Origin of the sequence: Salipaludibacillus keqinensis, from assembly GCF_003226325.1 — a bacterium.
GTDB lineage: Bacteria > Bacillota > Bacilli > Bacillales > Salisediminibacteriaceae > Salipaludibacillus > Salipaludibacillus keqinensis.
In genome coordinates this window covers 62936-86097 of sequence record NZ_PDOD01000005.1, presented here as the reverse complement: position 1 = coordinate 86097, position 23162 = coordinate 62936, and the positions used below count along the sequence as shown (strand labels likewise).

Here is a 23162-nt window from a genome sequence, read left to right as displayed (position 1 = left end):
GGTAATGTAATACTACCTTTTAACAAGGTCTAAAACAAAAACAGGCAGCTGAGTAAACTACCTGTTTTATAATTACAACCATATAATTGAAAAGAGGGAAAAAGGGAACAACCGTAACTTTTGTTATTTCACTGCTCCATCGGTGATACTCTTAATAAATAACTTATTAAATAGTAAGAATATAACGATTAATGGAACCGTCGCCCAGAATGTTCCGGATAAAATCATACCGTAGTCTCTTACTCTGTCATCCATTAAGGACCGCAATGCTACTTGGATTGTATGCATGGATTGATCTTGTAACACGACCAACGGCCATAAATAATCTCCCCAAATTGCCATGAAGACAATGATCCCTAGTGTTGCAAAGGCTGGGAGAATCGTTGGAATAATGATGTTCCAATAAATTCTGAAATTACTACACCCATCAATTCTAGCTGCTTCAATGATCGAATCAGGTACAGCACTAGAAATATACTGTCTCATCCAGAAGATCCCGAATGCGTTCATTAATCCAGGTACGATAACCGCCCGTAAATCACTCAGCCAGCCCAACTGGGTAATGATAAAGTAAGTTGGAATAAGACCTAGCTGCGGAGGAATCATCATCGTTCCCAAGATGAAAACAAATAACATTGTTCTTCCTGGAAATTCTAATTTCGCAAAAGCAAACCCTGCAAGGGAACATAAAATTAAGACACCGATTGTAATGGTACTTGAAACAATCAGAGAGTTCAGCATAGCACCCCAGAACGGAATACTGTCTAGTACAAGTTGGAAGTTCGAGACCATGTTAGATCCGGGAATCATGACCGGAGGAGTCTGGTTAATCATGCTATTCGGATTGGTAGCCATAACAAACATCCAGTAAAAGGGAAATAAAGACCCCAAGGAAACTACAATTAATCCTAAGTAAACTAAATATTTTGCCACTGGTGCTTTTTTCTTGTTAGTTTCCATTATTTAACACCTACCTTTTTCGAACGTCCGATCCGATTCGCAAAATACAAATTCATAGTTGAGAAAACAATGATGATAAAGAACAGGACAATCGCTGTTGCCGACGCCGTTCCAAAGAAGTTACTTCCAAACGCATCTCTATATAGATACAATACGATACTCATACCCTCTGGCCTTCCGGCACGACCTTGGAAAATATGAGGTTCAGCGAAGATCTGAAGTGCACCGATAGTAGATGTAAACACTGTAAAAATAATAAATGGTTTCAACATCGGGATGGTAATATGCCAAATCTGCTGTCTTAGTGAAGCTCCGTCAATTTTAGCTGCTTCATATAAATCACTAGGAATTGCTTGCATTCCAGCTAAATAAATAATTGTGTTATAACCTACCCAGCGCCAAAAGATCATCGTCGCAATGGCTACTTTTGTTCCCCATTCCGCTCTCGTCCAAGTAATAGGTTCAACGCCAAACATGCCTAGAAAAGCATTCACGAGGCCTGATTCTTGGTTGCTGAAAATTACACTGAAGACAATTGCAACAGCTACGATTGACGTAACATAAGGTAAGAATATGGCAAGTCTGAAAACACTTTTATATTTAATTAGTACTGAGTTTAATGCAAAAGCAAGGAGTAAAGCCACAATCAGCTGAGGAGCTGTCCCCATCAAACCGATTACGATTGTATTATATAAAGACTTCCAAAAAAGAGGGTCATTGAAAATAATATTAAAGTTATTAAACCCTACATACTCCATGTCCCCTAGTCCATCCCACCTGAAGAAAGCTAAATAGAAGCTGTACAAGATGGGGAAAACCCCAAAGACGGCGAACAGTAAATAGAAAGGAGAGATAAACATATACCCTGAGGCCATGTTTCTTTGTCTTTGCGAAAAGGACCTCTTCTTTGGTTCTTGCGGTTCTTTATTAGACATTGTGTTATGATCGTTCGATTTTCCAGCATCTCGTTGTAATCTAGCCATATTTATCCTCCTAATAAAATGGTAGCGTATCATCAAGGTTACATGTTTATTAATATCCTTAATAAGTGTACTCTACTTTATAAAATAGCTTTCTCTTTCTTAATTCCTTGAAACAACTCCAGCTTTGCCCATGTTCTAAATTTTCCCCTTTAAGTTTCCGTAAGACCCTAAAACTACATAAATAGTAATTCGAGTTTTCTCTTTTCTATTTACAAATATATAGGCTCTGGTAAACGTTGTGCTAGGAATGCCTTATTTTGCGAATCATACGCTGCCTAAGACCAATTTAATAGTGGAGTAACAGAATACTTACTACAGAAATCAACACTATTGTTTAACAGAACCAATATATAGAATGACTGTTTATGTGAGTTTTTAAAATGAATTGCGGGTACAGCATGTTCACCATACCCGCATAAACATTCCTTACTTAACGGTTAATACGCTGTCCAACTCGATCTAAAATATCTTGCCATTCTTCTTCAGCATCAAAACCATCATACACATTATCTAATCCTGCAAGAATTTCAGAGTTCACATCTCCGTATTGAGGACCTTTGTGAACGTGGTTAACTTCAAGAGCTGAATCCGCGAAAACTTGAGCAGTATTTTGACCACCAAAGTAATCGTCAGTGAAGTCATTAAATTCAGGCATATCATATACTTCAGGTGTCGAAGGGAATAGACCCATGTTTTCAAAGGCTCTAAGTTGTTGTTCAGGTGATAAGAGCCAAGTCAAAAACTCATAAGCTTCTTCTGCGTGCTCTGACTGTTCAGGGATTGCAACGTAAGAACCTCCCCAGTTTCCGCCACCTTCAGGCATTGCAGCTACTCTCCAATCAGTTGCATCAGGAGCATTTCCTTTAATAACGCCTTGCATCCAAGCTGGAGCTAATAATGTAGCAAAGTCTCCGTCTGCCATTCCAGCACCCCATTCAGGCGTCCACATACCAAAGTTTTCAACGTAACCATTTTCAATCATTTCAGAAGTCTCAAGGAAAGAATCTCGAACATAAGGAGAATCTTCTAAAATTAGTTCATCTTCTTCGTTAAAATATGCTTCTGGCGCCTGATCTCTTTTTGCATTGAAAACTGTTTCAGGGTTGTCTGCCATAGGTTTTCCAGTCTCATCTAAAATCGTTTGAGCCACTTCTCGGTAATCATCCCAAGTGCTAACTAACTCTTCCACTTCTTCTGGCTCCGATGGTAATCCTGCTTCTTCAAAGACATCAGCACGGTAAAACATAACTGTAGGTCCGATGTCAGTTGGAAGACCAAATAAGAAATCGCCATCTACATTTTTCCCGTTTTCCCATACCCAATCCAAGTAGTCATCTTCGATTTCTTCTGCTCCTAGATCGTACAAGTTAACAAAACGGTCTTCTGCACTCTTATATCCGTCAATTTCAGAAACTTCAATGGCTGCCAAGTCTGGAGCACCACTTCCTGCAGATAGTGCAGTGAAAAGGTTGTTATGGTGATCTCCCATTTCAATCTCTTGGAAATTAATGCTTACATTTGGATTTTCTTCAACATACTCTTCGGCTAATTCAGGATAGCCTGTAGCTCCAAATAACCAGAAAGATAACTCTACATCTGCGTCATCTGATCCTACTTCAGTGACCTCAACGTCTTCATCTTCCTCATCTACAGCAACTGCTTCATTCACATCATTATTAACTTCTGCATTATTATTATTGTTGTCTCCTGCATCACCGTTATTATCTCCTGAGGCATTATCATTATTACCACAAGCAGATACCATAACTGATAACGCTAACAAACCTGTCATTAAACCATACTTTTTCATGTAAAATCCCCCTTGAACGCTTATTATTATTAAAAATCTTACCAACTGCAAGCTAATGTGAGACGATCCACCTCCTAGCCGTAATTTAAAAAACCTTCATTACTACACTTACCAAAATATCCAATAACCTTTTAGCTAAACCGGTTTCGTAAATACCACTAATAAAAACTAAATTGCAACACAAATGCGCTGACAGATGTTGACATCATCGGTTCCTGTTCTGCAATTAACTAAATCGGTTTCGTAATGTCATTGTATATGCAGAAATATTTTATGTCAACGCTTTCTTTTTAGAATCTTTCAATTTTTTTTGGGAGGAGATTTTTTTTAGTCATTAGCTATATTTAGTTTATGAGAATTCTTATGAGTGACCAGCATGATCATATAAGTAATAATACTCACTGAATAAAACAAATAAAGAACCGGAAATTGGAAGATCAGATAATGAATCACTAGAAAGCTAATTATCAGAGAGATTGTTAGCGACGGTGAACGAAACCCATAGATAAGAGCATATTTGATAGACTGCATTACTTTCAAATTTCGATATGCAATTAGTGGGAAACTAAACATGATGACCATAATATAGAGTATGAGAACAAACATCCCTAAACCTAACAAAACGGGAGCTATTACGTGATCCCATCTGAAAATAAAATAAAAGTCTACATACAATATAAAGCCGATGACAAGCAATATTCCCCAGAGAAGATTCGCTCTAAAGAATTTTTCTTTATAAATTTTAAAGAAATGAGTAATTATTTTTCCTTCTATTTCTTCTCCCTTGATCCACTGTTGAAAAACGCTGTAGACAGCAATAGTCGCAGGAGCCACTCCGAAAACAACCATTCCAACCAATGAAAATACAATCCATAAAATATTAATATATGCTAATCGGTAAATCCATTCCGCAACGGTCTGTAATTTATTCATTATTACAACTCTCCTTGAACATGATAGATCAACCGGCTTTATTCGCACCGCAGGATGCTCTCACAATTAATTCTGGGTCAATTTTAATTGAGGTCTGATCTATTTTCTCTTTAATCATATCATTTAAAATATACGCTGCCATCTTGCCAATCTTTTCCTTATCTTGTTTCACAGTAGTAAGCGGAGGATCGATGTGTTTAGAGGCAACAATATCGTCACAGCCTATAAAAGAAAAGTCATCAATCTTTCTACCACTTTCTTTAACCGCTCTAATAGCGCCCATAGCCATTAAATCAGAAGCAGCAAAGATCGCTTTCGGTATAGATGGCCGCTGAAGCAATTCTTCCATTTTTTCGTATCCGCTATCTTCAAAGAAGTCACCATAGACAATCCATTCAGGATTCACTTTCAACCCATAGGTCTTCATTTCGTCAATAAAACCTTGGTATCTCTGTTTCGATATAACTGATTCTTCTTTCCCCCCAATAAAGGCTATGTCCCTTTGGCCAAGCAGATAAAAGTGTTCAACAGCTAAGGCAGAAATTTGAGGATTGTCTGTCATAATATAAGCTGATTTTTTCCCTGATAGCTCAATATCAACTCCTACACAAGGAATTTCACTTTTATCAAGATCATAAATAGAGGGCTCCACCTCTTCACCACCAATAATAATACAACCATCTACATTATAGTGCTGGCACCGAGCTAAATAATTTTCGTCTGATTTATGAAATTTTTCGTTCGAGAAAAATAATAAATCATATCCTTCTGATCCCATCGTTTTTTTAAACGAGCTGACCACTTCCACAAAGAAAGGATGGTTAAAGTTAGCATTAATTTTCCCTGCATAGATAACACCAATAACTTTGGTTATTTTCTTCGCTAAAGATTGCGCCGAATAAGAAGGTCGATAACCATACTCATCCATGATTTGTAGCACTCTTTTTTTCGTCTTTGCCCCTACATCATCATAGTTATTAATAATTTTCGAGACTGTCGCTTGTGACACCCCCGCAAGCTTAGCAATTTCCTTAATAGTCATTTTCATGGTTGGAGCCCCTCGCCTTTTATAAATTCTCTGTCCATTTCCTTCATAGACCCTCTTATCATACCAAGTGAGTGTCCTTTCAACAATGCAGTCCTTAGATAAATACTGATGACGAAACCGGTTTATTATTTTCTTCACTTTTATACAAAAAAGGCTGATTTCACTTTGACAAAGATAAGTGATTGAATTATACTTTTTACGAAACCGTTTTCGTAGACTTATCATAACGCTTTCATTTTGTCTTGTAAATACGATTTCTTAAAAACGTTCTATGAACGTTTTAATATAACAACAGACAGGAGAGGATTTAACATGTTTCATAAACACATTCAGCCGTTTCCTCAGAACTTTCTTTGGGGATCTGCTTCAGCAGCGTACCAAATTGAAGGAGCTTGGAATGAAGATGGAAAAGGCCCGTCTGTATGGGATACCTATACAAAAAAAGAAGGAACCACTTATAAAAACACTAATGGAGATATCGCCGTCGATCATTATCACCGATTCGAAGAAGACGTAAACTTAATGGCCGAGATGGGGTTAAAAGCTTATCGTTTTTCTGTCGCCTGGTCTCGTATTTTCCCAACAGGAAAAGGTGAAATGAACGAAGAAGGTTTGAAATTCTATGATCGCCTCATTGATTTACTTTTAGAAAAGCAGATTGAACCAATCATTACTGTCTACCATTGGGATCTCCCTCAAGCGTTAATGGATGAATATGGTGGTTGGGAATCCAGAAACATCATTGAAGATTTCAATCAATACTGCATCACGCTTTTTAAACGATTTGGTGACAGAGTAAAGTATTGGGTCACGTTAAATGAACAAAATATATTTATTGGATTAGGTTACAGGTCAGGCATTCATCCCCCTGGTGTGAAAGATTTAAAACGGATGTACCAAGCAAATCATATAGCTAATTTAGCAAACGCAAAAGCGATTCAATCGTTTAGAGAATTCGTACCAAATGGCTTTGTCGGTCCAAGTTTTGCCCATGGTCCTGTCTATCCGATAGACAGTCATCCGGACAATATTCTTGCAGCTGAAAATGCTGAAGAAATGATTAATCATTGGTACATGGACGTCTATGCTTGGGGCAAGTATCCTCAAACGACGATGGAATATCTTGAAAGAGAAGGATTAGCCCCAGTGATTGAAGATGGCGATTTGGAATTATTAAAAGCAGGAAAACCAGATTTCATGGGAATCAATTACTATCAAACAACGACCGTTGAAAGTAATCCGTTAGATGGTGTTGGCGAAGGTACGATGAATACTTCCGGTAAGAAAGGAACGTCTTCAGATTCAGGTGTACCCGGCGTATTTAAAACCACCCCTAACCCCAATCTTGAAACGACAAACTGGGACTGGGAGATTGATCCTGTCGGCTTAAGAATCGGAATGCGTAGAATCAACAACCGTTATAACCTTCCGATTCTCATCTCTGAAAATGGATTAGGTGAATTCGACAAACTGGAAGATGGTCAAATTCATGACGATTATCGTATTGATTATATTAACCACCATTTGCTTGAAATTAAACAAGCCATGTCTGATGGCGTGAACATTATCGGCTATTGTACGTGGTCATTTACAGACTTATTAAGCTGGCTTAACGGGTACCAGAAGCGTTACGGTTTCGTATATGTCGATCGTGATGAAGAAGGTCCTAAAGAATTACGCCGTTACAAGAAAAAAAGTTTCCATTGGTATTCTCAAGTGATTCAATCTAATGGAGAAAGTCTACATCGAGGGGATGGTGAATAATCATTGAAAAGCTATTTATCTTTTGACATTGGTGGAACGAATGTTAAATGGGGTCTCCTTAACGATAAAGGAGAAATCCTAAAAAATGACTTTTTCTCATCCGGCCACTCAGACGGTGAAACAATCTTAAGAGGCATGCGAGCAAAAATTAATGATCATCTCTCTGAAATCAAAGGTATTGCCATCTCAGCTCCCGGTTTTATTCATCCGTCAGGATTTATTGAAAAAGGCGGAGCGATCGTGGCATTTGATCAATTTCACTTAAAAGAAGCACTAGAAAAAGAATTCTCTATTCCAGTGTCTATTGAAAACGATGTAAATTGTGTAGCTTTAGCAGAGAAATGGCTTGGTAACGGTAGAGATCACACGGAATTTATTTGTTTAACTGTTGGAACGGGAATAGGTGGTGCGTTGTTTATAAACAACGATCTCTATCGAGGACATGCTTTTCGCGGCGGTGAGTTTGGCTACATGATCACGCGGGGATTGAATTCCACACTCTCATTAGGTGATACATTAAGTGCTCAAGCATCGATGACTTTCGTTCGAGAAAAGTACGCTGCTCTTCACTCTATCCCGCTTAAAGAAGTTACAGGCGAGAGAGTGTTTCAAGGGTACGATTCAAAAGAGCCTGTCGCAGTGCAAATTGTGGAGAGCTTTTATCAAACGTTAGCAATCGGTATTTATAACATCACGTCTGTTTTGAATCCTGAAAAAGTATTAATTGGCGGGGGAATCACCAGTCGACCAACATTTATGAAAGAGCTACGCAGTCATTTAACCTATGTTGATCGTGTCTTCAACGTGGAAATTGATCGCTGCTACTTTAAAAATGACGCTGGTTTAGTAGGTGCCTTAGCCTTTCACTTAAGCAAATATCCTAGTGTGAGGAACTATGTCCTTGAAACTGAAACAGAACCAAACACTAGGTCATAACAGAGATAAACTATTCTTTAAGAAGACTAAAAGGACTTGAGATTATTAATCTCAAGTCCTTTTTTTAATACCATCCCTACCTATTTATTTACAGGTCGGGTGAAATTTTTACTTCCCTATAAAAAAGAAGTTGTCTTCAGACGATGTAAATCGCCCAAAGCCAACTTTTTTTGTAACATGGTTCCTCCCCTTTCAGTTGAAAACGTCCAAATTAAGGAGAGCAGACAAGTCATTTAAGGCTAAATTATCAGTTATTCTAGCGACCCTAATTCACGTTTGATCACTTCTACAATCTTTTCCACATAAGTCTCACAAAGCTCCACGCTCGGTGCTTCTGCCATGACACGTACGAGAGGTTCTGTTCCAGAAGGGCGCACTAGAATTCGTCCTTCTCCGTGCATTTCAGCTTCAACGACACGGATCTCGTCAGCGATTACCCCATTGTTGTGAAGCGCATGTTTATCCGCTACCCGAACGTTAACCAGTTTCTGAGGGTACTTCTTCATTTCATTTGCCAGTTCTGATAGTGGTCTGCCCGTAGCTTTTACGATCTGAACCAATTGTAAAGCAGATAACAGCCCGTCCCCTGTCGTTGTGTAATCAAGGAAAATAATGTGACCGGATTGTTCACCACCTAGGTTATAGCCACCTTTACGCATTTCTTCCATCACGTAACGGTCCCCAACAGCCGTTTGCTTCGTGTTCAATCCCGCTTCCTCTAATGCTTTATAAAAGCCTAGATTACTCATCACCGTAGAAACAGCTGTATTATGCTTTAATTTGCCTGTTTCCTTCATATACTTTGCACATATGTACATGATTTGATCACCATCCACGATTTGGCCTTTTTCATCAACGGCAATTAAGCGATCAGCATCTCCGTCAAATGATAAACCAACGTCTGCCCCTTTTTCTTTCACAAGAGCAACCATCGCTTCAGGGTGGGTAGAACCAAATCCATCGTTGATATTGATTCCGTTTGGAGAAGAACCGATACAAGAAATCTGATCCGCTTCTAAATCTGCAAACAAGTGGTTCGCCAAAGGAGACGCCGCCCCATGAGCACAATCCAGCGCGATATGGAGTCCTGAAAAATCTTCCGTAATTGTCTGCTTCAAGTATTGTAAATACTTTTGTCCACCTTCAAAATAATCATTTACAGTACCAATTCCAGCACCAGTAGGACGTGGTAAGTCGTCTTCCATATCGTCTTCTTTCACTAACAGCTTTTCGATTTCTTCTTCTTGACTATCTAATAGTTTAAAGCCATCTGAACCAAAGAACTTAATCCCATTATCATTTACTGGGTTGTGGGATGCTGAAATCATTACTCCTGCATCAGCACTTAAAGCCTTCGTTAAGTAAGCGACCCCCGGAGTAGAGATTACACCTAATCTCATCACTTCTGCGCCTATAGATAGAAGCCCCGCTACTAGCGCCCCTTCTAACATGTGACCAGATATACGTGGATCTCTTCCGATTAATATTTTTGGTTTATCTGTTGTTGCTTTTGTAAGAACATAGCCGCCGAATCGACCTAGCTTAAAAGCAAGCTCTGGAGTTAATTCTTTATTTGCTATTCCTCTCACACCATCTGTTCCAAAAAACTTTCCCATAATATCTCTCCTTAAAGGTTCTTCAAATACAACATTTCAAACAAATATCTAGCAGGTACTTATGAAGTATTTTCATTATTTTCTTCTGCCTCAATCTCTTCATCATTATTCGTTTCTTCTATTTCTTCTTCATTTTCCTCTACTTCAACATTCTCTCCGTTATTTTCATTTTCATTAATTTCTTCATTCTCATCGCTTTGGATATTTTCGTTATTTGTGTTATTCTCACTGTTTTCGATGTTGTCGTTGTTGTCGTTGTTGTCGTTATTGTTGTTGTCGTTATTGTCGTTGTTTTCATTGTTCTCATTATTCAACGCGTTCTCACCGGTTTCAACGGACGACCCTGAAGCCGTGTTATCATTATTATTCTCTGAAAGTATGAATGTAACGTTCATCCCTCTTTGTTCAAAGCGGAGGTTTTGAGGTCCATTAATATCTAAAGTAAGCTCATGCTCCCCTTCTGATAAATCTTCTACGTCAATTGATGCTTCTAAATCACCTCGATCAAGACGCTCTAACGCACTCGAACTGCCTTTAACGATAAAGTCAAATAATCCATCTTCAGGAGAGAGAAACTCCACTGCCTGACCATCTTCCAAGCCTTCTACGGTAATTTGAAAGTCGGAAAACTCTCGTTCCGCCTCTTCTGTCGCTTCTACTTCTACGGTAATTGTTTCCGGCTCCACCCGCTCCACACCTTCTGGAACAGGGACCGTTAATTCAAATGATGTATCATTCGTAATTTCAGTCAAGTCGATGGAAGATAAATCAATAAAAGAAATTTCATTTATCACGTTCACCGGACCAAAAATTGTTACGCTCTCCGGTTGAGTGGAAATTGAATCAATAGCTACCCCATCGGGCAATTCCCCATCTCGACCGATTCTAATAGGTACTTCTTTATTAGGACTAGTGATCGGCACATGAACTTCTACAGCAGGTGGATCAGCATTTAATCCCAAGTCATTCCCGTTTTGATCATAAAATACCACAGGTACAGAGTCTTCAAATGACGAGTTTCTATCAGATATGTCTACATTTGCTCTGGCCGTTGCTATCTGTTCAATAAGTCCTTGAGCTGCGGTTACATCGACAGAAGATGGGTTTACTTCTGGAGTACCAACGACATATCCCTCTTCTATTTGTCCTTCATTTTCCAATTCAACATCTACAGGAAAAGAAGCCGTTTGCTTTTCTTGAAGGGTGACACGCACTGTCATTGGAACCACTGATAAGCTCAAGTCTGCAGGGAAGCCGCGGTGTTGAACTCTTTCATAATGCACCCCTGCTTCTTTTCCAGCTAAGTCCACATACAACTCTTGCTGCGCTTGGTTAACTTGCGCCATTGTCAGTGCCGTCTGAGGTCCTCTTAAAGTGACTTGAACAAATTCTGGTCCTTCCGTCAGCACATAGTTTTCATCATCATAATAATAATGCAAATCTACTTCTTCGAGAACCCTTGAACCGTCCGTAACTCCAGGAATCCCCCCAGGCTGGTTTCCTGCATTATCCATATTCACCATCAAAAACAACATGAAAGCAATGACCAAAGAACTTACTTTTATAAACCAGCTTTTATTAAAAAGTTTATCCATTCTTTTTGCCTCCCCACTGCCAACGGGAAGATGAACCATTTGAATCTTGCTTTATCAGTTCATTTTCTAACGTTTTTCGAAGCGCATCTTCATCTAAGTTTCGGTGAAGCTCCCCATTTTTCGTTACAGATATTCCACCTGTCTCTTCAGACACAGCAATAGTAATAGAATCTGTTACTTCACTAACTCCAAGGGCTGCTCGGTGGCGTGTCCCTAGCTCTTTTGAAATAAATGGATTCTCCGAAAGAGGTAAATAACATCCAGCAGCCATAATTTCATTGTTCTTTAAAATAACAGCGCCATCGTGGAGCGGAGTATTAGGAATAAACACGTTAATTAATAGTTCTGAGGTAAGTTTGGCATTCATGAGAATCCCTGTTTCAATATAATCGTTCATCCCTGTTTCCCTTTCAAGGGAGATTAATGCACCAATTCTTCGTTTTCCCATGTAATTGGCAGCTTTAATAATATGCTCAATGGACTGTTTCACTTCTTCGTCATCAGCTATAGAACTAGATTGGAACAAGTGACCACGCCCTAGTTGCTCGAGGGCCCTCCTTAATTCTGGTTGGAAGATGATAATAATTGCTAACAGTCCGTATGTAACAGCTTGTTGCATAATCCACTGCAACGTATTCAAGCCTAAATAGCCACTCAAAAACCAGACAGCCAAAATAACCGTGATTCCTTTAACAAGTTGCACGGCCCTGGTACCTCGGATGACCATAATTAATTTATATATAACGAACGCGACTAATAATATGTCAACGATAATCGCTAAAACTCTTAAAATAGAAATATCTTCTAACATGCTCGTTCCTCCAAATATCACATTTCTATTCAAACATGTACATTCGTTCGTTTATTATAACATATATTTCCCTTTTACTATTCGGAATCGGAGGCATTTATATGTAGGGATAGTATAATTTGATTCAAACCTGTATCAGACATAGGAAAGACACACGGGGGATCCATGTGTCTTCCTCGTTCAGTTATTCTCTTCGTTCTCTTCATTCTCAGTACTCATAAACGCAACAACCTCTGATAAGAAAGCTTTAGTTTCATACCAGAGCCAATCCATGACTTGATTTATCTCTTCAATTTCCCCTGAAACTTGGTCGGCGGAAGCCATAAGGTGCTCACCATTAATAACTGTAATGCTCCCTGTGACCTCACCTGCAATTTCAATATCCCCATTACGAACAATAAGATCTCCCGAAATGTGTTCTCCTTCCGGAATGACAACAACTCCCCGTTGTTCATCCACGATGAAATGGCCATCACCCTTGACGACAATATCATTTCCGTCCCCGCCAAAAGCGGAGGAAAGACTAATGATAAATACTAAGAAAAATGTTGCAGCTGTGATCATGAAAGGATGTTTTCTAAGCCTATGTTTCCATTTCTGAGAAGCCGGCTGTTTAGGCAGTTTGCCCATAACATTTTCTGTAAAGTTAGACGGTGCTTTAACATGTGATGCACTTTGGGTAATCGCCTCGGTTTTTCTTAATTCCTGTAAATGCTTCTCACAATCACTACATTTATTAATGTGCTGTTGAAATTGTTTTATTTCTAACAGGGTCATCTCATTATCTAAATATTTATGAATAAGGACGATATTTTCCTTAGAACAAGCCATTCTCTTATCTCCTTTCCACGACTATGAATGTCTAAGTCGCTTTCGCAACGCTTCTCTTCCACGGTGAATACGTGTCTTAACCGTTGCTACCGGAAGATTTAATATTTCTCCAATCTCTTTTAAAGAAAGGTCTTCTAGATATTTCAAGATAATAGCCGACCTGTACTTAGGGGGGAGTTGCATTATTTCTTCTTGAACCCACTCCTGCATTTCCCACTGTACAACCTGGTCCTCTGGCAATTCCTCATCAGAAGAGAATTGAGAGTAATATGTAAGGTCTTCAGTTCCTGCCACTTGATCTTCCAGATGAAAGTTCGGCTTTTTTTTCCTTAAGCGATCAATCGCTAAATTCGTTGCAATGCGAAAAAGCCAAGTAGAAAATTTACGATTTGTGTCATAGGAGTCAATATTCATAAAGGCACGCAAAAAAGCTTCTTGAGATACATCTTGCGCCTCGTGAACATTACCAAGCATTCGGTAAACAATATGATAAACTTTATCTTTGTATATATCCATGAGTTCACTAAATGCTTCTTGATTCCCTTTTTTTACTTCTAATATGATTTTTTTTACGACGATATCCATCTCGCATAACCTCCGCCTCACTGCGGTTACCTCTTATACGTGTCCGTCCAATGATAGGTTTCAATTCCCAAACAATATTTTATCACTTCAAAGCAAAAAAAAACATTCGTTTTCAATAAAATCCATGTTTAGGAAAAAAAAGTATTGGGAATTTAGAAGATATTATTAGTAAAACACTAGCCTTACGTGGGACATCCTAAAAGGGTCGTCCTCTAGGCTGGTACCTTGAATAATGAATATAAACCACAATATTTTCTTGTCAAGAAGGTCTTAAATAAGCGTCTCTATACGAACAAAATTAGATTGGGTCATCATTAAATAAAGGAGGTTGTCCATAATGACTGTTAAAACACACTCCATGAACGAATTACTTCAAGAGATTGAACAAGTTCGCAATCGAATGAACGAACTGTCTGCTCATATGCAACGTACGTCAAAAGAAGTTGTAGAGCTAAGCACCCACTTAGATAAACTTCTTAACGAATATCAATCACAGCAAATTAACCATCATAAAAATAAATAAAACATGGAATCTGGTCACCCCTTGGAGTGACCAGATTTTTTTCATTTGGCTTCTGCATATCACAAACTAAAAAGATAATGTCTCATCGTATGAGATAAGCAACTAAGCTCAAGGAGGCTCACCCGTTTGTCCGTTTAAAAGGAGGACCTTTAATCCAACATAGCTCTATTGAGAAAACTACTCAACATCACAATCTTTAACTGAGCTAACAATAAAAAAACCCTGGATTTCCTCCAGAGTGTATTAATCAAATGATTGGTGGAGCCTAGCGGGATCGAACCGCTGACCTCCTGCGTGCAAAGCAGGCGCTCTCCCAGCTGAGCTAAGGCCCCGATAAAGTTATAAGTTCTAAAAAAATGGTGAGCCATGAAGGACTCGAACCTTCGACCCTCTGATTAAAAGTCAGATGCTCTACCAACTGAGCTAATGGCTCGCAGCTTATTCATGGATGCTTATTCATGATGCTTACGGACGATGCTTTTCCTTCGATGTCTTACCTGTTTCTTCCTCTTCTAGCTTTTTCAATGATGATCCATGCGTCGAAACAACTCGTAGTAAATTCATAGATGCTTGGCTCGTCACTGAGCTAATGGCTCGCAGCTTATTCATGGATGCTTACGGACGATGCAATGGCTTCTCATAAAAAAAGAAAATGGCAGGGCTAGCAGGATTCGAACCTGCGGATCACGGAATCAAAATCCGATGCCTTACCGCTTGGCTATAGCCCTATAGAATTTCACCTAGCATGATGCATAAATAAGGTGAGCAGAACTTTAAGTTCATAGTTACTACAATACCCGTTTACACAAATAAATATACCGCTTATTTATTATGAATGGTGACTTGGTCAAACCGGTGCAACTGGTTGTGAGGTAGATGCTCTGTCAATTGAGTAATTTCTCCATGTGACGTACATACGGTTATGGTTCGTTACATAGAAAAAAATTGCTCTACGCAGCAATTTAACAATAAAAATATGGTGACCCGTACGGGATTCGAACCCGTGTTACCGCCGTGAAAGGGCGGTGTCTTAACCACTTGACCAACGGGCCATCAACGATTTTTCATTGGAGCTTCCTAGCGGGCTTGAACCGCTGACCTCATCCTTACCATGGATGCGCTCTACCAACTGAGCTAAGGAAGCATGGCTCCACAGGTAGGATTCGAACCTACGACCGATCGGTTAACAGCCGATAGCTCTACCACTGAGCTACTGTGGATTAATAAAAGGTGAGCTTAGCGACGTCCTACTTTCACAGGGGGAGATCCCCCAACTATCATCGGCGCTGGAGAGCTTAACTTCCGTGTTCGGCATGGGAACGGGTGTGACCTCTCCGCGATCGTCACTAAACTCTGTCTGCAAAAGAAGTACTTTCTTTGTGAGACATTTGATATCTTACTATTAATCCAAAAAAAATTCAAGGGTATAAGCGAAAAAAAGTGATATTTTTCAAAAAAATTATTCATTCGAATCGATTGATTTAGACGGAGGCCTTCTCAAGTATTTGCAAAGGTCTCTCGGTGAAGCAAAACGTTTATATATTTGATAAATGATTTTATAGCGTTCTTCCATCGCCTTATGAATTAAACCGTCCAGTCGATCATCTGTTAAATCGAGTAGCAGTTCCTCCAGCTCCCGTTTTAATAAATATTCAATTTCCTCTGCTTCTTTTCCGTTTAGCATAAACCCAATCATTTTATCACCCCATTTTCATCTTCTTGAAAATTATTTTCCCATTTACGTTATTTTATTCATAAATGCCTGTCCTCGGAATACATATGAGGTAAACGAGGGACAAGGGGGCAACAATAAAATGAATTTTATATGGGTATGGCATGCTAAAACCTTAAAGCGATATATGATTATAGGCATCGCTGCTTTTTTCACTGCGGGAATTCTTTACGTAGAAACGCCGCTTCTGCCGGTTTTTTCTCCTAACGAAGAAGGCCCTGTAGCTATTCATCGAGTGGAAGCTGAACGACCGGAGCTGGCATTAACTTTCGATATTAGCTGGGGGGAACAACAACTAGCTCCTATTCTTGAGACACTTCAACATAAAAACGTGGAACACGCTACCTTCTTCGTATCAGCTGCATGGGCGGAGCGTCATCCAGACCTTTTACAAACGATTGTTGATGCAGGATATGAAATTGGTAGTCATGGGTACAGACATGAACACTATACTCGCTGGGAAGAAGATCAAATTAAAAAAGATATCCAACAAGCACACAGTGTATTATCTGAGCTGACAGAAGAGGCTCCTAAATTATTACGTCCACCAAATGGCAGCTTCGACAAGCGTGTATTAGAGGTTGCAGAATCGCTCAACTATGACGTGATTCATTGGAGTATTCATTCACATGACTGGGAAAATCCTGGAGTTGAAGCCATCGTGGAAAATACTACAACGAACGTAACGAATGGAGATATCATTCTTTTTCATGCCTCTGACTCTGCAAAGCAGACACCAGAAGCGTTGCCAATTGCTTTAGATAAATTGGAAAGTGAAGGTTACTCTTTCGTAACTATCTCACAATTGTTAACAGGCGTCGAGATGAATGCGAAAGAAGTGGACTGATTACTAATAAAAGCTCAGCCCGATTATTTTCGGCGCTGAGCTCCTTTTTTCCCTCTGGATGTATTCGCTTGCTTCTCCTTTTGCTTTACTTCGCTCACACCAGGTTGCTTTCCGTTTGGTTGTTGATGGAGATGATGAAGGACAAGAATTTGCCATGTGTTTGCTACTAGTAATGGCACAATTGCTGTTAGAAGAAAAGTAAAATCATTTTCTCGTAAGGCCGGTATCCATTCAATCAATGTCACTACAACGATAAAGAATACTGTAGGAATGAAAGCCGAACGGTCCGTTTCCTTACTTTTAATCGTTGCTACGATGAGACCATAAACGAGAAGCAAAAGCGGCATCCAAATAAACCCGAGCATCGACTCCCCTTCTTCAGCAAAGAAATAATGTCTGAAGAACATCAAATCAAACAGCGCAAAGGCGATGATGACCAGTTGCACTTGATTCCACAATTTTACGGACTTAAAGATTCCTAAGCCGAATCGGTGAATCGTTAAGTAGGCAAAAAAGCCCATCTGAGCAATGACTGTCCAGATCGCTGACGTGATAATAACCATCGCTACCCCGCCAAAATTCCAGTTACTTAAATCATTCATATGTGTTTGCCAGTCCAAAATCATACCAATGATAAAACCGGCTGTTGTCCCGATTAAAAAGGTTGAATTAAATAAAAAAACGACTTTTCTTGAATTCACTTCGTTTTCCTCCCACTGCTTTTCGTCCACTCCTTATTGTATCAAAGTTTGAATTTCCTGCGCCAGTTTTTTCGACAATCTCATGGAGATTGTTGTTTTTATTTGGACGATAAGTCCAATTCAAAGAAATCCTTTAGAGCGAACAAGCCAAACTCTTTCAACAGATTGTATAAAAAACGAACCCATATCTCATATTAAAGATAGTGACGATGAAGGGAGTATGAACCTTGATGAAAAAATTTGCTATTATTTGTATAATGATGATGCTTATTCCCTCTATTATTGGCTGTGCTGTTTTAGACGATTCTGGCTCTAAGCAACCTGATTATGAGGATACAAAACAAATGGTTGTTGATATGCTCCAAACAGAAGAAGGAAAAAAAGCGATTCAAGACGTACTGAAAGAGGAAGAAATGAAAGAACAATTACTCATGGAACAAGATTTTATAAAAGAAACTATTCAACAAACTCTCGCTTCTGAAGATGGAAAAGAATATTGGCAAAAGGTGATGCAAAACCCCGAGTTTGCCAAGACTTTTGCTGAAAGCATGCAAGAAGAAAATGAAAAGCTCTTAAAGGGTCTTATGAAAGATCCTGATTACCAAGGAATGATGTTGGATATTATGAAAGACCCGGAAATGGAAAAAAATTCGGTGGAATTGATGAAAACGAAAGAATATCGAAAAGAGATTACCAACGTAGTGACTGAAGCTATGGAGAGCCCTTTATTTGTCGCACGAGTATATGAACTGCTTCAAAACATTGCGAAAGAGGAATTAAAAAGTAGCGAGGATGATCAGGCTAGCCAGTCCGGAGGTAATACTGAAGAGGAACCACCAGATGATGAAGAATCTGAGTCTATGGGTTCTATGGGTTAAGTTGATTTGATCAATAAAAGCCGCCGTTTCAGCTGAGACGGCGGCTTGTTCTTCTTTTATTTTTCAGTCGATTGAATGACTTTTTCCGCCATGTCCATGTAAATTTTTCCGATCGGATGCTCTACATCATATACGGATGGAGCAAAGTTCTCTTCATCAATTTCAGGCTGACCTAGAGGAATTTGAGCAAGGATTTCCGTTTGAAGCTCTTCAGCCAATTTAGGTCCTCCGCCTTTTCCGAAGACGAATTCTTTCTCTCCCGTAAGTTTGCTTTCAAAGTAAGCCATGTTCTCCACCACGCCTAAAATTTCATGCTCTGTTTTCAAAGCCATCGCCCCTGCTCTTGCTGCAACAAAGGCGGCTGTAGCGTGAGGAGTTGTTACGACAATTTCCTTGGATTGAGGAAGCATGGAATGAATATCTAAAGCAACGTCCCCTGTTCCTGGTGGTAAGTCTAAGATTAAGTAGTCTAAATCATCCCACTCCACTTCATTAAAGAAGTTATTTAGCATTTTGCCGAGCATCGGTCCGCGCCAAATAATTGGTGAGTTGTCTTCGACAAAGAAGCCCATGGAAATGACTTGCACGTCAAAACGTGTCACAGGATAAATGCGTTGCCCTACAACTTTTGGACGTTCTTCAATGCCCATCATGTCTGGAACACTAAATCCGTATATGTCAGCGTCAATGATCCCGACTTTTTTGCCTTGGCGAGCCAAAGAGGTGGCTAGGTTCACAGATACAGTTGATTTACCTACGCCGCCTTTACCACTCGTTACCGCAATAAATGTCGTACGCTTGTTATCCAATAGCGACTTTTCGCCTTCTTCTTCTGCTGCTCCGCCATGCTTTGCAATTTCTTCTTCTGCTAGCTTCTCAAAACGAAGACCAACGGATTCTGCTCCTGCATTCTTTACCGCATTTACTACTTCTTGTTGAAGCTGCATTTGTTCAGCTGTTCCAGGTTGTGCAATCGCCAATTTCAAGCTGACGAGTTTTTCTTTGATTTTGACTTCTTTTACTGAGCCGATTTCAAGTAATGTTTTATTTAAATGAGGATCTTTAACTGGCTCTAGCGCTTTTAGCACTTGTTCTTCTGTTAACATGAAGACACCATCCTTTATATAATCTTGTATGTATTCGGTTCCACTACATGGTAATTATAACACACATACACAGGATCGATAATGATATAGATCACACCTTTTACAAGAAAAAGGAGGGCTATTCACCCTCTTGCGTCACAGGTTCGTTATTCGTGTAGCGTAAAATCCCATTGTAGATCGATGCGGCTATTTTTTGCTGATAGTCTTCAGTGCCAAGCAACTCCGCTTCTCTCGGATTGGAGAGAAATCCCACCTCCACTAGGGAACCAGGGATCGTTGATTGTTGGATCAAATACACGTTATGGATTGGTTTTGCTTGTCTTGCCGTATTTTCTAAATTTATGACTAATTCATTTTGAATGTGTTTTGCCAGTACTTCGTTACCCTCTATCGCTCGGTTATAAAAAGTTTGGGCCCCGCTCCAACGTGGTTCACCAATAGCATTTAAATGGAGACTGATGAAAAAATCTGCATCAGAGTTATTGATCAGTCTAACCCGCTCTTTTAAATCTTCTACTTTTCGAGAACGAATTTTTTGCGTGTCCGCTGCCGCTAAATCTTTGTCAACTTCTCTCGTCATCATCACGAAAGCACCTGCTTCTTGTAAATAATCACGCAAATTCAAACTAATCTCAAGGCTGACGTCTTTTTCTAACAACCCTGACTTCGAGGTTGCTCCACCATCTATCCCACCATGTCCAGGGTCCAGTACTATCATTTTTCCGGATAACGGCAGTCCATATCCAGTTGAATCTTCTGTTGTGTACAACAATGGTCCAATGGCTAAACCGATCGCTATGATGAAAGCTAGACTTGCCAATCCCCACCACTTCTTCATGCTATTCCCCTCCCCACCTGTAATAAATATATGGGACAAGGGGAAAAATATGTGCGAAATTCGTTTTTAATGAAGCCTTAGATGGTATCGTTTCTTTCCTTCATCGAACCCTTGGCGCCACCATTCGTAAATGTAGCCAGTGGCCACTTCTTTATAAACGTCAGCTTGCGGTTCATCTAAATTTAACCACGCTGAAAACTGCGCAACCGTCTGATCAATTTGAGCCATAATTTCACCAGCACAACGCTGCATGACCATGAATTCCGATTCACCATAATAACCAAATCGGGCGAATTCAGCACCTAACAAGTATGCATCTATCCCCACATCTAAGCAGAAATCTTGAAGGTACAATTGGGATACTGTTTCTTGAACTTCATGAGCGAAAAATCGCCTTTGAACATCTTTTTTCATATTACTGATCTGTAAAGAACGGAGCATCGTCCGCTGATATTTCCATTGTTTCTCTTTTCTTTTTTCACCTAGCGTAAATATCACATTCATCCCCATCGCTGCTCCTTTGTCTATGGCTGTATCGTACCCTTAGTGTTGATTGAATGAGACTTTTCATAACGGCAAATATTTGGTATACGAGGGAGTTGAAACGATGTTTGATTAGTTTCGCTGATAGGATGGTGATTTTCGCCGATAGACAGCCGTATTTCGCCGATAGAAGGGTCATTTACGCTGATAGACCAGCCAATTTCGCCGATAGAATTATTTTCCGCTCAAATCTCTGCATTATTTTCTGTTTTAACGTAAAATAGTGAATGAACCTCTGTAAATAATGGACGAAATTTATCGATAGATGGGAGTCATTCATCATGTATCAAAATATGGAAGAATGTATGAAAGATTTAGAAAAAAACGGCCATTTAATTCGCATAAAAGAAGAAGTAGATCCACACTTGGAAATGGCTGCTATTCACTTGAAAGTATATGAGGCGGGCGGTCCTGCATTGTTGTTTGAAAACGTCAAGGGGTCATCGTACCGGGCTGTCTCGAATCTTTTTGGTACAGTGGAGCGGAGCAAATTCATTTTCCGTAAAACGTGGGATCCGGTGCAAAATATTGTTGCCCTTAGAAACGATCCCATTCAAGCCATGAAACACCCATTTAAAAACATTGGCAATGGCTTTTCAGCAATAAAGGCTCTCCCCCAAAAGAAAAGAGGAAAAGGTCCAGTACAATCAAAAGAAATTAGTATATCTGACCTTCCTCTGATTCAATCATGGCCGAACGACGGAGGTGCATTCATTACGCTACCACAAGTTTATTCTGAAGATCCTGAAAAACCAGGAATCATGAATTCAAACCTTGGTATGTATCGGGTGCAGTTGAGCGGGAATGACTATGAACAAGACAAAGAAATTGGCTTGCATTATCAAATTCACCGTGGAATTGGCGTCCATCAAGCGGCCGCTACCAAAAAGGGTGAACCACTTAAAGTCAGTATTTTTGTTGGTGGGCCGCCCTCCCACACACTATCTGCCGTGATGCCGCTTCCTGAAGGATTAAGCGAAATGACCTTTGCTGGCTTACTTGCAGGACGCCGCTTCCAGTACAGCTACGAAGACGGTTATTGCATTAGTCACGATGCGGATTTCGTCATCACTGGAGAAATACATCCAGAAGACACCAAACCAGAAGGACCATTCGGAGATCACCTTGGCTATTATAGTTTGACACATGAATTTCCTGTCATGAAAGTACATAAAGTGTACGCAAAAGAAAAGGCGATTTTACCGTTCACCGTCGTCGGTCGCCCTCCTCAAGAAGATACGTCTTTTGGCGCTATCATCCACGAGATCACTGGTGATGCGGTCAAGCAGGAGATTCCAGGGGTAAAAGAAGTACACGCCATCGACGCTGCCGGTGTTCACCCGTTGCTGTTTGCGATTGGAAGTGAACGATACACTCCTTTTGAAGAAGTGAAGCGACCAGCGGAATTACTGACAATTGCTAACCGGATTTTAGGAACTGGACAATTAAGTTTAGCCAAGTTTTTATTCATTACCGCTGAACAGGAAACACCATTGGATACACACAGAGAAGTGGATTTTCTAACCCACATCTTAGAACGAATTGACTTACAGCGCGACCTTCACTTTCAGACAAAGACGACTATTGATACGCTAGATTACTCTGGTGAAGGCTTAAATAGTGGGAGTAAGGTAGTTATCGCCGCCTATGGTGATAAAAAAAGGGATTTGTGTACAGAGGTTCCTGAAGCGTTTCATCAATTAGAAGGGTTTAAACATCCAAGGTTAGTCATGCCAGGGGTAGTGGCTATCGAAGGACCGGAATTTAAAGACCACGACAATGCGAGCAAGGAATTTAACGCTATGTCGGACGCTATTGGAGACATTCCCTCATGCCCGATGATAGTTGTCTGTGACGGAAGCGAATTCCTGAGCGAAAACATGAGTAATTTCTTTTGGGCAACGTTTACGAGAAGTAATCCATCTCATGATATTCACGGGATTAATAGCACTTATCAAAACAAGCATTGGGGCTGTGACAGTATGATCATTGATGCTCGTATCAAGCCGCATCACGCTCCCCCGCTCATTCCAGACCCTACTGTTGAAAAAAACATCGAAAGATTCTTTGTTAAAGGGGCTAGTTTGGGTGAATTGAACGTGAAGTAAGATGAAAACCTTGT

22 protein-coding genes, 6 tRNA genes and 1 rRNA gene are annotated in these 23162 nt (G+C 39.9%); 6 read left to right on the top strand and 23 right to left on the bottom strand.

The window, feature by feature from the left end; translation table 11 throughout:
* Positions 1 to 123 precede the first annotated feature (123 nt).
* The 5 genes from CR194_RS17145 to CR194_RS17125 all read right to left on the bottom strand — a co-directional run bounded on the left by CR194_RS17145 (position 124) and on the right by CR194_RS17125 (position 5734).
* Entirely contained in the window at positions 124 to 960 is an 837-nt protein-coding gene (locus tag CR194_RS17145) for a carbohydrate ABC transporter permease (protein ID WP_110611312.1), read from the bottom strand.
* On the bottom strand, positions 960 to 1895 hold the full coding sequence (locus CR194_RS17140) for a carbohydrate ABC transporter permease (RefSeq protein ID WP_110611743.1): 936 nt from the start codon (positions 1893 to 1895) through the stop codon (positions 960 to 962). The genes CR194_RS17145 and CR194_RS17140 overlap by 1 nt, the downstream gene beginning before the upstream one ends.
* 478 nt (positions 1896 to 2373) lie before the next feature.
* Positions 2374 to 3753, bottom strand: coding sequence for an ABC transporter substrate-binding protein (locus CR194_RS17135; protein WP_110611310.1), 1380 nt, complete (start codon positions 3751 to 3753; stop codon positions 2374 to 2376).
* Positions 3754 to 4080: 327 nt separating this feature from the next.
* Positions 4081 to 4686, bottom strand: a complete 606-nt coding sequence (locus tag CR194_RS17130; RefSeq protein ID WP_110611308.1) for a YesL family protein — start codon at positions 4684 to 4686, stop codon at positions 4081 to 4083.
* Positions 4687 to 4714: 28 nt separating this feature from the next.
* Positions 4715 to 5734, bottom strand: coding sequence for a LacI family DNA-binding transcriptional regulator (locus tag CR194_RS17125; protein ID WP_110611307.1), 1020 nt, complete (start codon positions 5732 to 5734; stop codon positions 4715 to 4717).
* A 312-nt stretch (positions 5735 to 6046) separates the two neighbouring features.
* Between CR194_RS17125 and CR194_RS17120 the strand changes: the two genes are divergently transcribed.
* Positions 6047 to 7498 (top strand): glycoside hydrolase family 1 protein, encoded by a 1452-nt coding sequence (locus tag CR194_RS17120; RefSeq protein ID WP_110611305.1) that lies wholly within the window; start codon positions 6047 to 6049, stop codon positions 7496 to 7498.
* A gap of 3 nt (positions 7499 to 7501) precedes the next feature.
* On the top strand, positions 7502 to 8434 hold the full coding sequence (locus tag CR194_RS17115; RefSeq protein WP_110611303.1) for an ROK family protein: 933 nt from the start codon (positions 7502 to 7504) through the stop codon (positions 8432 to 8434).
* Positions 8435 to 8685: 251 nt separating this feature from the next.
* Here the strand turns inward: CR194_RS17115 and glmM are convergent, their stop codons facing one another.
* The 5 genes from glmM to sigW all read right to left on the bottom strand — a co-directional run bounded on the left by glmM (position 8686) and on the right by sigW (position 13872).
* Complete coding sequence (gene glmM, locus CR194_RS17110) at positions 8686 to 10050, bottom strand: phosphoglucosamine mutase (protein ID WP_110611301.1); 1365 nt, start codon at positions 10048 to 10050, stop codon at positions 8686 to 8688.
* Positions 10051 to 10109: 59 nt separating this feature from the next.
* Complete coding sequence (locus CR194_RS17105; RefSeq protein ID WP_199228199.1) at positions 10110 to 11645, bottom strand: CdaR family protein; 1536 nt, start codon at positions 11643 to 11645, stop codon at positions 10110 to 10112.
* Positions 11638 to 12456 (bottom strand): diadenylate cyclase CdaA, encoded by an 819-nt coding sequence (gene cdaA, locus CR194_RS17100; protein WP_110611299.1) that lies wholly within the window; start codon positions 12454 to 12456, stop codon positions 11638 to 11640. Before cdaA ends, CR194_RS17105 begins: the two co-directional genes overlap by 8 nt.
* Before the next feature lie 180 nt (positions 12457 to 12636).
* Entirely contained in the window at positions 12637 to 13287 is a 651-nt protein-coding gene (locus CR194_RS17095; RefSeq protein WP_110611297.1) for a zf-HC2 domain-containing protein, read from the bottom strand.
* Positions 13288 to 13308: 21 nt separating this feature from the next.
* On the bottom strand, positions 13309 to 13872 hold the full coding sequence (sigW, locus tag CR194_RS17090; protein WP_110611295.1) for an RNA polymerase sigma factor SigW: 564 nt from the start codon (positions 13870 to 13872) through the stop codon (positions 13309 to 13311).
* 337 nt (positions 13873 to 14209) lie between these two features.
* Here sigW and CR194_RS17085 point away from each other — a divergent pair, with 337 nt between their 5' ends.
* Positions 14210 to 14395, top strand: a complete 186-nt coding sequence (locus CR194_RS17085) for an aspartyl-phosphate phosphatase Spo0E family protein (protein ID WP_199228198.1) — start codon at positions 14210 to 14212, stop codon at positions 14393 to 14395.
* A gap of 256 nt (positions 14396 to 14651) precedes the next feature.
* On the opposite strand, the gene CR194_RS17080 is transcribed toward CR194_RS17085, so the two are convergent.
* The 9 genes from CR194_RS17080 to CR194_RS17045 all read right to left on the bottom strand — a co-directional run bounded on the left by CR194_RS17080 (position 14652) and on the right by CR194_RS17045 (position 16091).
* Positions 14652 to 14727, bottom strand: a tRNA-Ala gene (locus CR194_RS17080).
* Positions 14728 to 14752: 25 nt separating this feature from the next.
* A tRNA-Lys gene (locus CR194_RS17075) sits at positions 14753 to 14828 on the bottom strand.
* Positions 14829 to 14860: 32 nt separating this feature from the next.
* On the bottom strand, positions 14861 to 15004 hold the full coding sequence (locus CR194_RS20335; protein WP_158282302.1) for a hypothetical protein: 144 nt from the start codon (positions 15002 to 15004) through the stop codon (positions 14861 to 14863).
* 44 nt (positions 15005 to 15048) lie between these two features.
* Positions 15049 to 15123: transfer RNA gene (locus CR194_RS17070), tRNA-Gln, on the bottom strand.
* Between the two features lie 249 nt (positions 15124 to 15372).
* Positions 15373 to 15447, bottom strand: a tRNA-Glu gene (locus CR194_RS17065).
* Positions 15448 to 15463: 16 nt separating this feature from the next.
* Positions 15464 to 15539 (bottom strand) — tRNA-Thr (locus CR194_RS17060).
* A gap of 1 nt (position 15540) precedes the next feature.
* Positions 15541 to 15615 (bottom strand) — tRNA-Asn (locus tag CR194_RS17055).
* Between the two features lie 14 nt (positions 15616 to 15629).
* A 5S ribosomal RNA gene (gene rrf / locus CR194_RS17050) occupies positions 15630 to 15746 on the bottom strand.
* A gap of 108 nt (positions 15747 to 15854) precedes the next feature.
* A complete protein-coding gene (locus CR194_RS17045) occupies positions 15855 to 16091 on the bottom strand; it encodes a hypothetical protein (protein WP_110611293.1) in 237 nt (78 codons plus the stop codon).
* A gap of 118 nt (positions 16092 to 16209) precedes the next feature.
* Here CR194_RS17045 and pdaB point away from each other — a divergent pair, with 118 nt between their 5' ends.
* Positions 16210 to 16974 carry a polysaccharide deacetylase family sporulation protein PdaB gene (pdaB, locus tag CR194_RS17040; RefSeq protein ID WP_110611291.1) on the top strand — a complete coding sequence of 255 codons (765 nt, stop codon included), beginning with the start codon at positions 16210 to 16212 and terminating at the stop codon, positions 16972 to 16974.
* 23 nt (positions 16975 to 16997) lie between these two features.
* On the opposite strand, the gene CR194_RS17035 is transcribed toward pdaB, so the two are convergent.
* Positions 16998 to 17675 carry a KinB-signaling pathway activation protein gene (locus CR194_RS17035; RefSeq protein ID WP_110611289.1) on the bottom strand — a complete coding sequence of 226 codons (678 nt, stop codon included), beginning with the start codon at positions 17673 to 17675 and terminating at the stop codon, positions 16998 to 17000.
* Positions 17676 to 17905: 230 nt separating this feature from the next.
* On the opposite strand from CR194_RS17035, the gene gerD reads away from it, so the two are divergent.
* A complete protein-coding gene (gerD, locus tag CR194_RS17030; RefSeq protein WP_110611287.1) occupies positions 17906 to 18553 on the top strand; it encodes a spore germination lipoprotein GerD in 648 nt (215 codons plus the stop codon).
* A gap of 56 nt (positions 18554 to 18609) precedes the next feature.
* Here the strand turns inward: gerD and CR194_RS17025 are convergent, their stop codons facing one another.
* The 3 genes from CR194_RS17025 to CR194_RS17015 all read right to left on the bottom strand — a co-directional run bounded on the left by CR194_RS17025 (position 18610) and on the right by CR194_RS17015 (position 21001).
* A complete protein-coding gene (locus CR194_RS17025; protein ID WP_110611285.1) occupies positions 18610 to 19659 on the bottom strand; it encodes a P-loop NTPase in 1050 nt (349 codons plus the stop codon).
* A 118-nt stretch (positions 19660 to 19777) separates the two neighbouring features.
* Positions 19778 to 20497 carry an N-acetylmuramoyl-L-alanine amidase CwlD gene (cwlD, locus tag CR194_RS17020; RefSeq protein ID WP_110611283.1) on the bottom strand — a complete coding sequence of 240 codons (720 nt, stop codon included), beginning with the start codon at positions 20495 to 20497 and terminating at the stop codon, positions 19778 to 19780.
* A 66-nt stretch (positions 20498 to 20563) separates the two neighbouring features.
* Positions 20564 to 21001, bottom strand: a complete 438-nt coding sequence (locus CR194_RS17015) for a DUF2521 family protein (RefSeq protein ID WP_158282301.1) — start codon at positions 20999 to 21001, stop codon at positions 20564 to 20566.
* A 320-nt stretch (positions 21002 to 21321) separates the two neighbouring features.
* Here CR194_RS17015 and CR194_RS17010 point away from each other — a divergent pair, with 320 nt between their 5' ends.
* The gene (locus CR194_RS17010) at positions 21322 to 23148 is read left to right on the top strand and encodes a UbiD family decarboxylase (protein ID WP_110611279.1); all 1827 of its coding nucleotides are present in this window, start codon (positions 21322 to 21324) and stop codon (positions 23146 to 23148) included.
* Positions 23149 to 23162 lie beyond the last annotated feature (14 nt).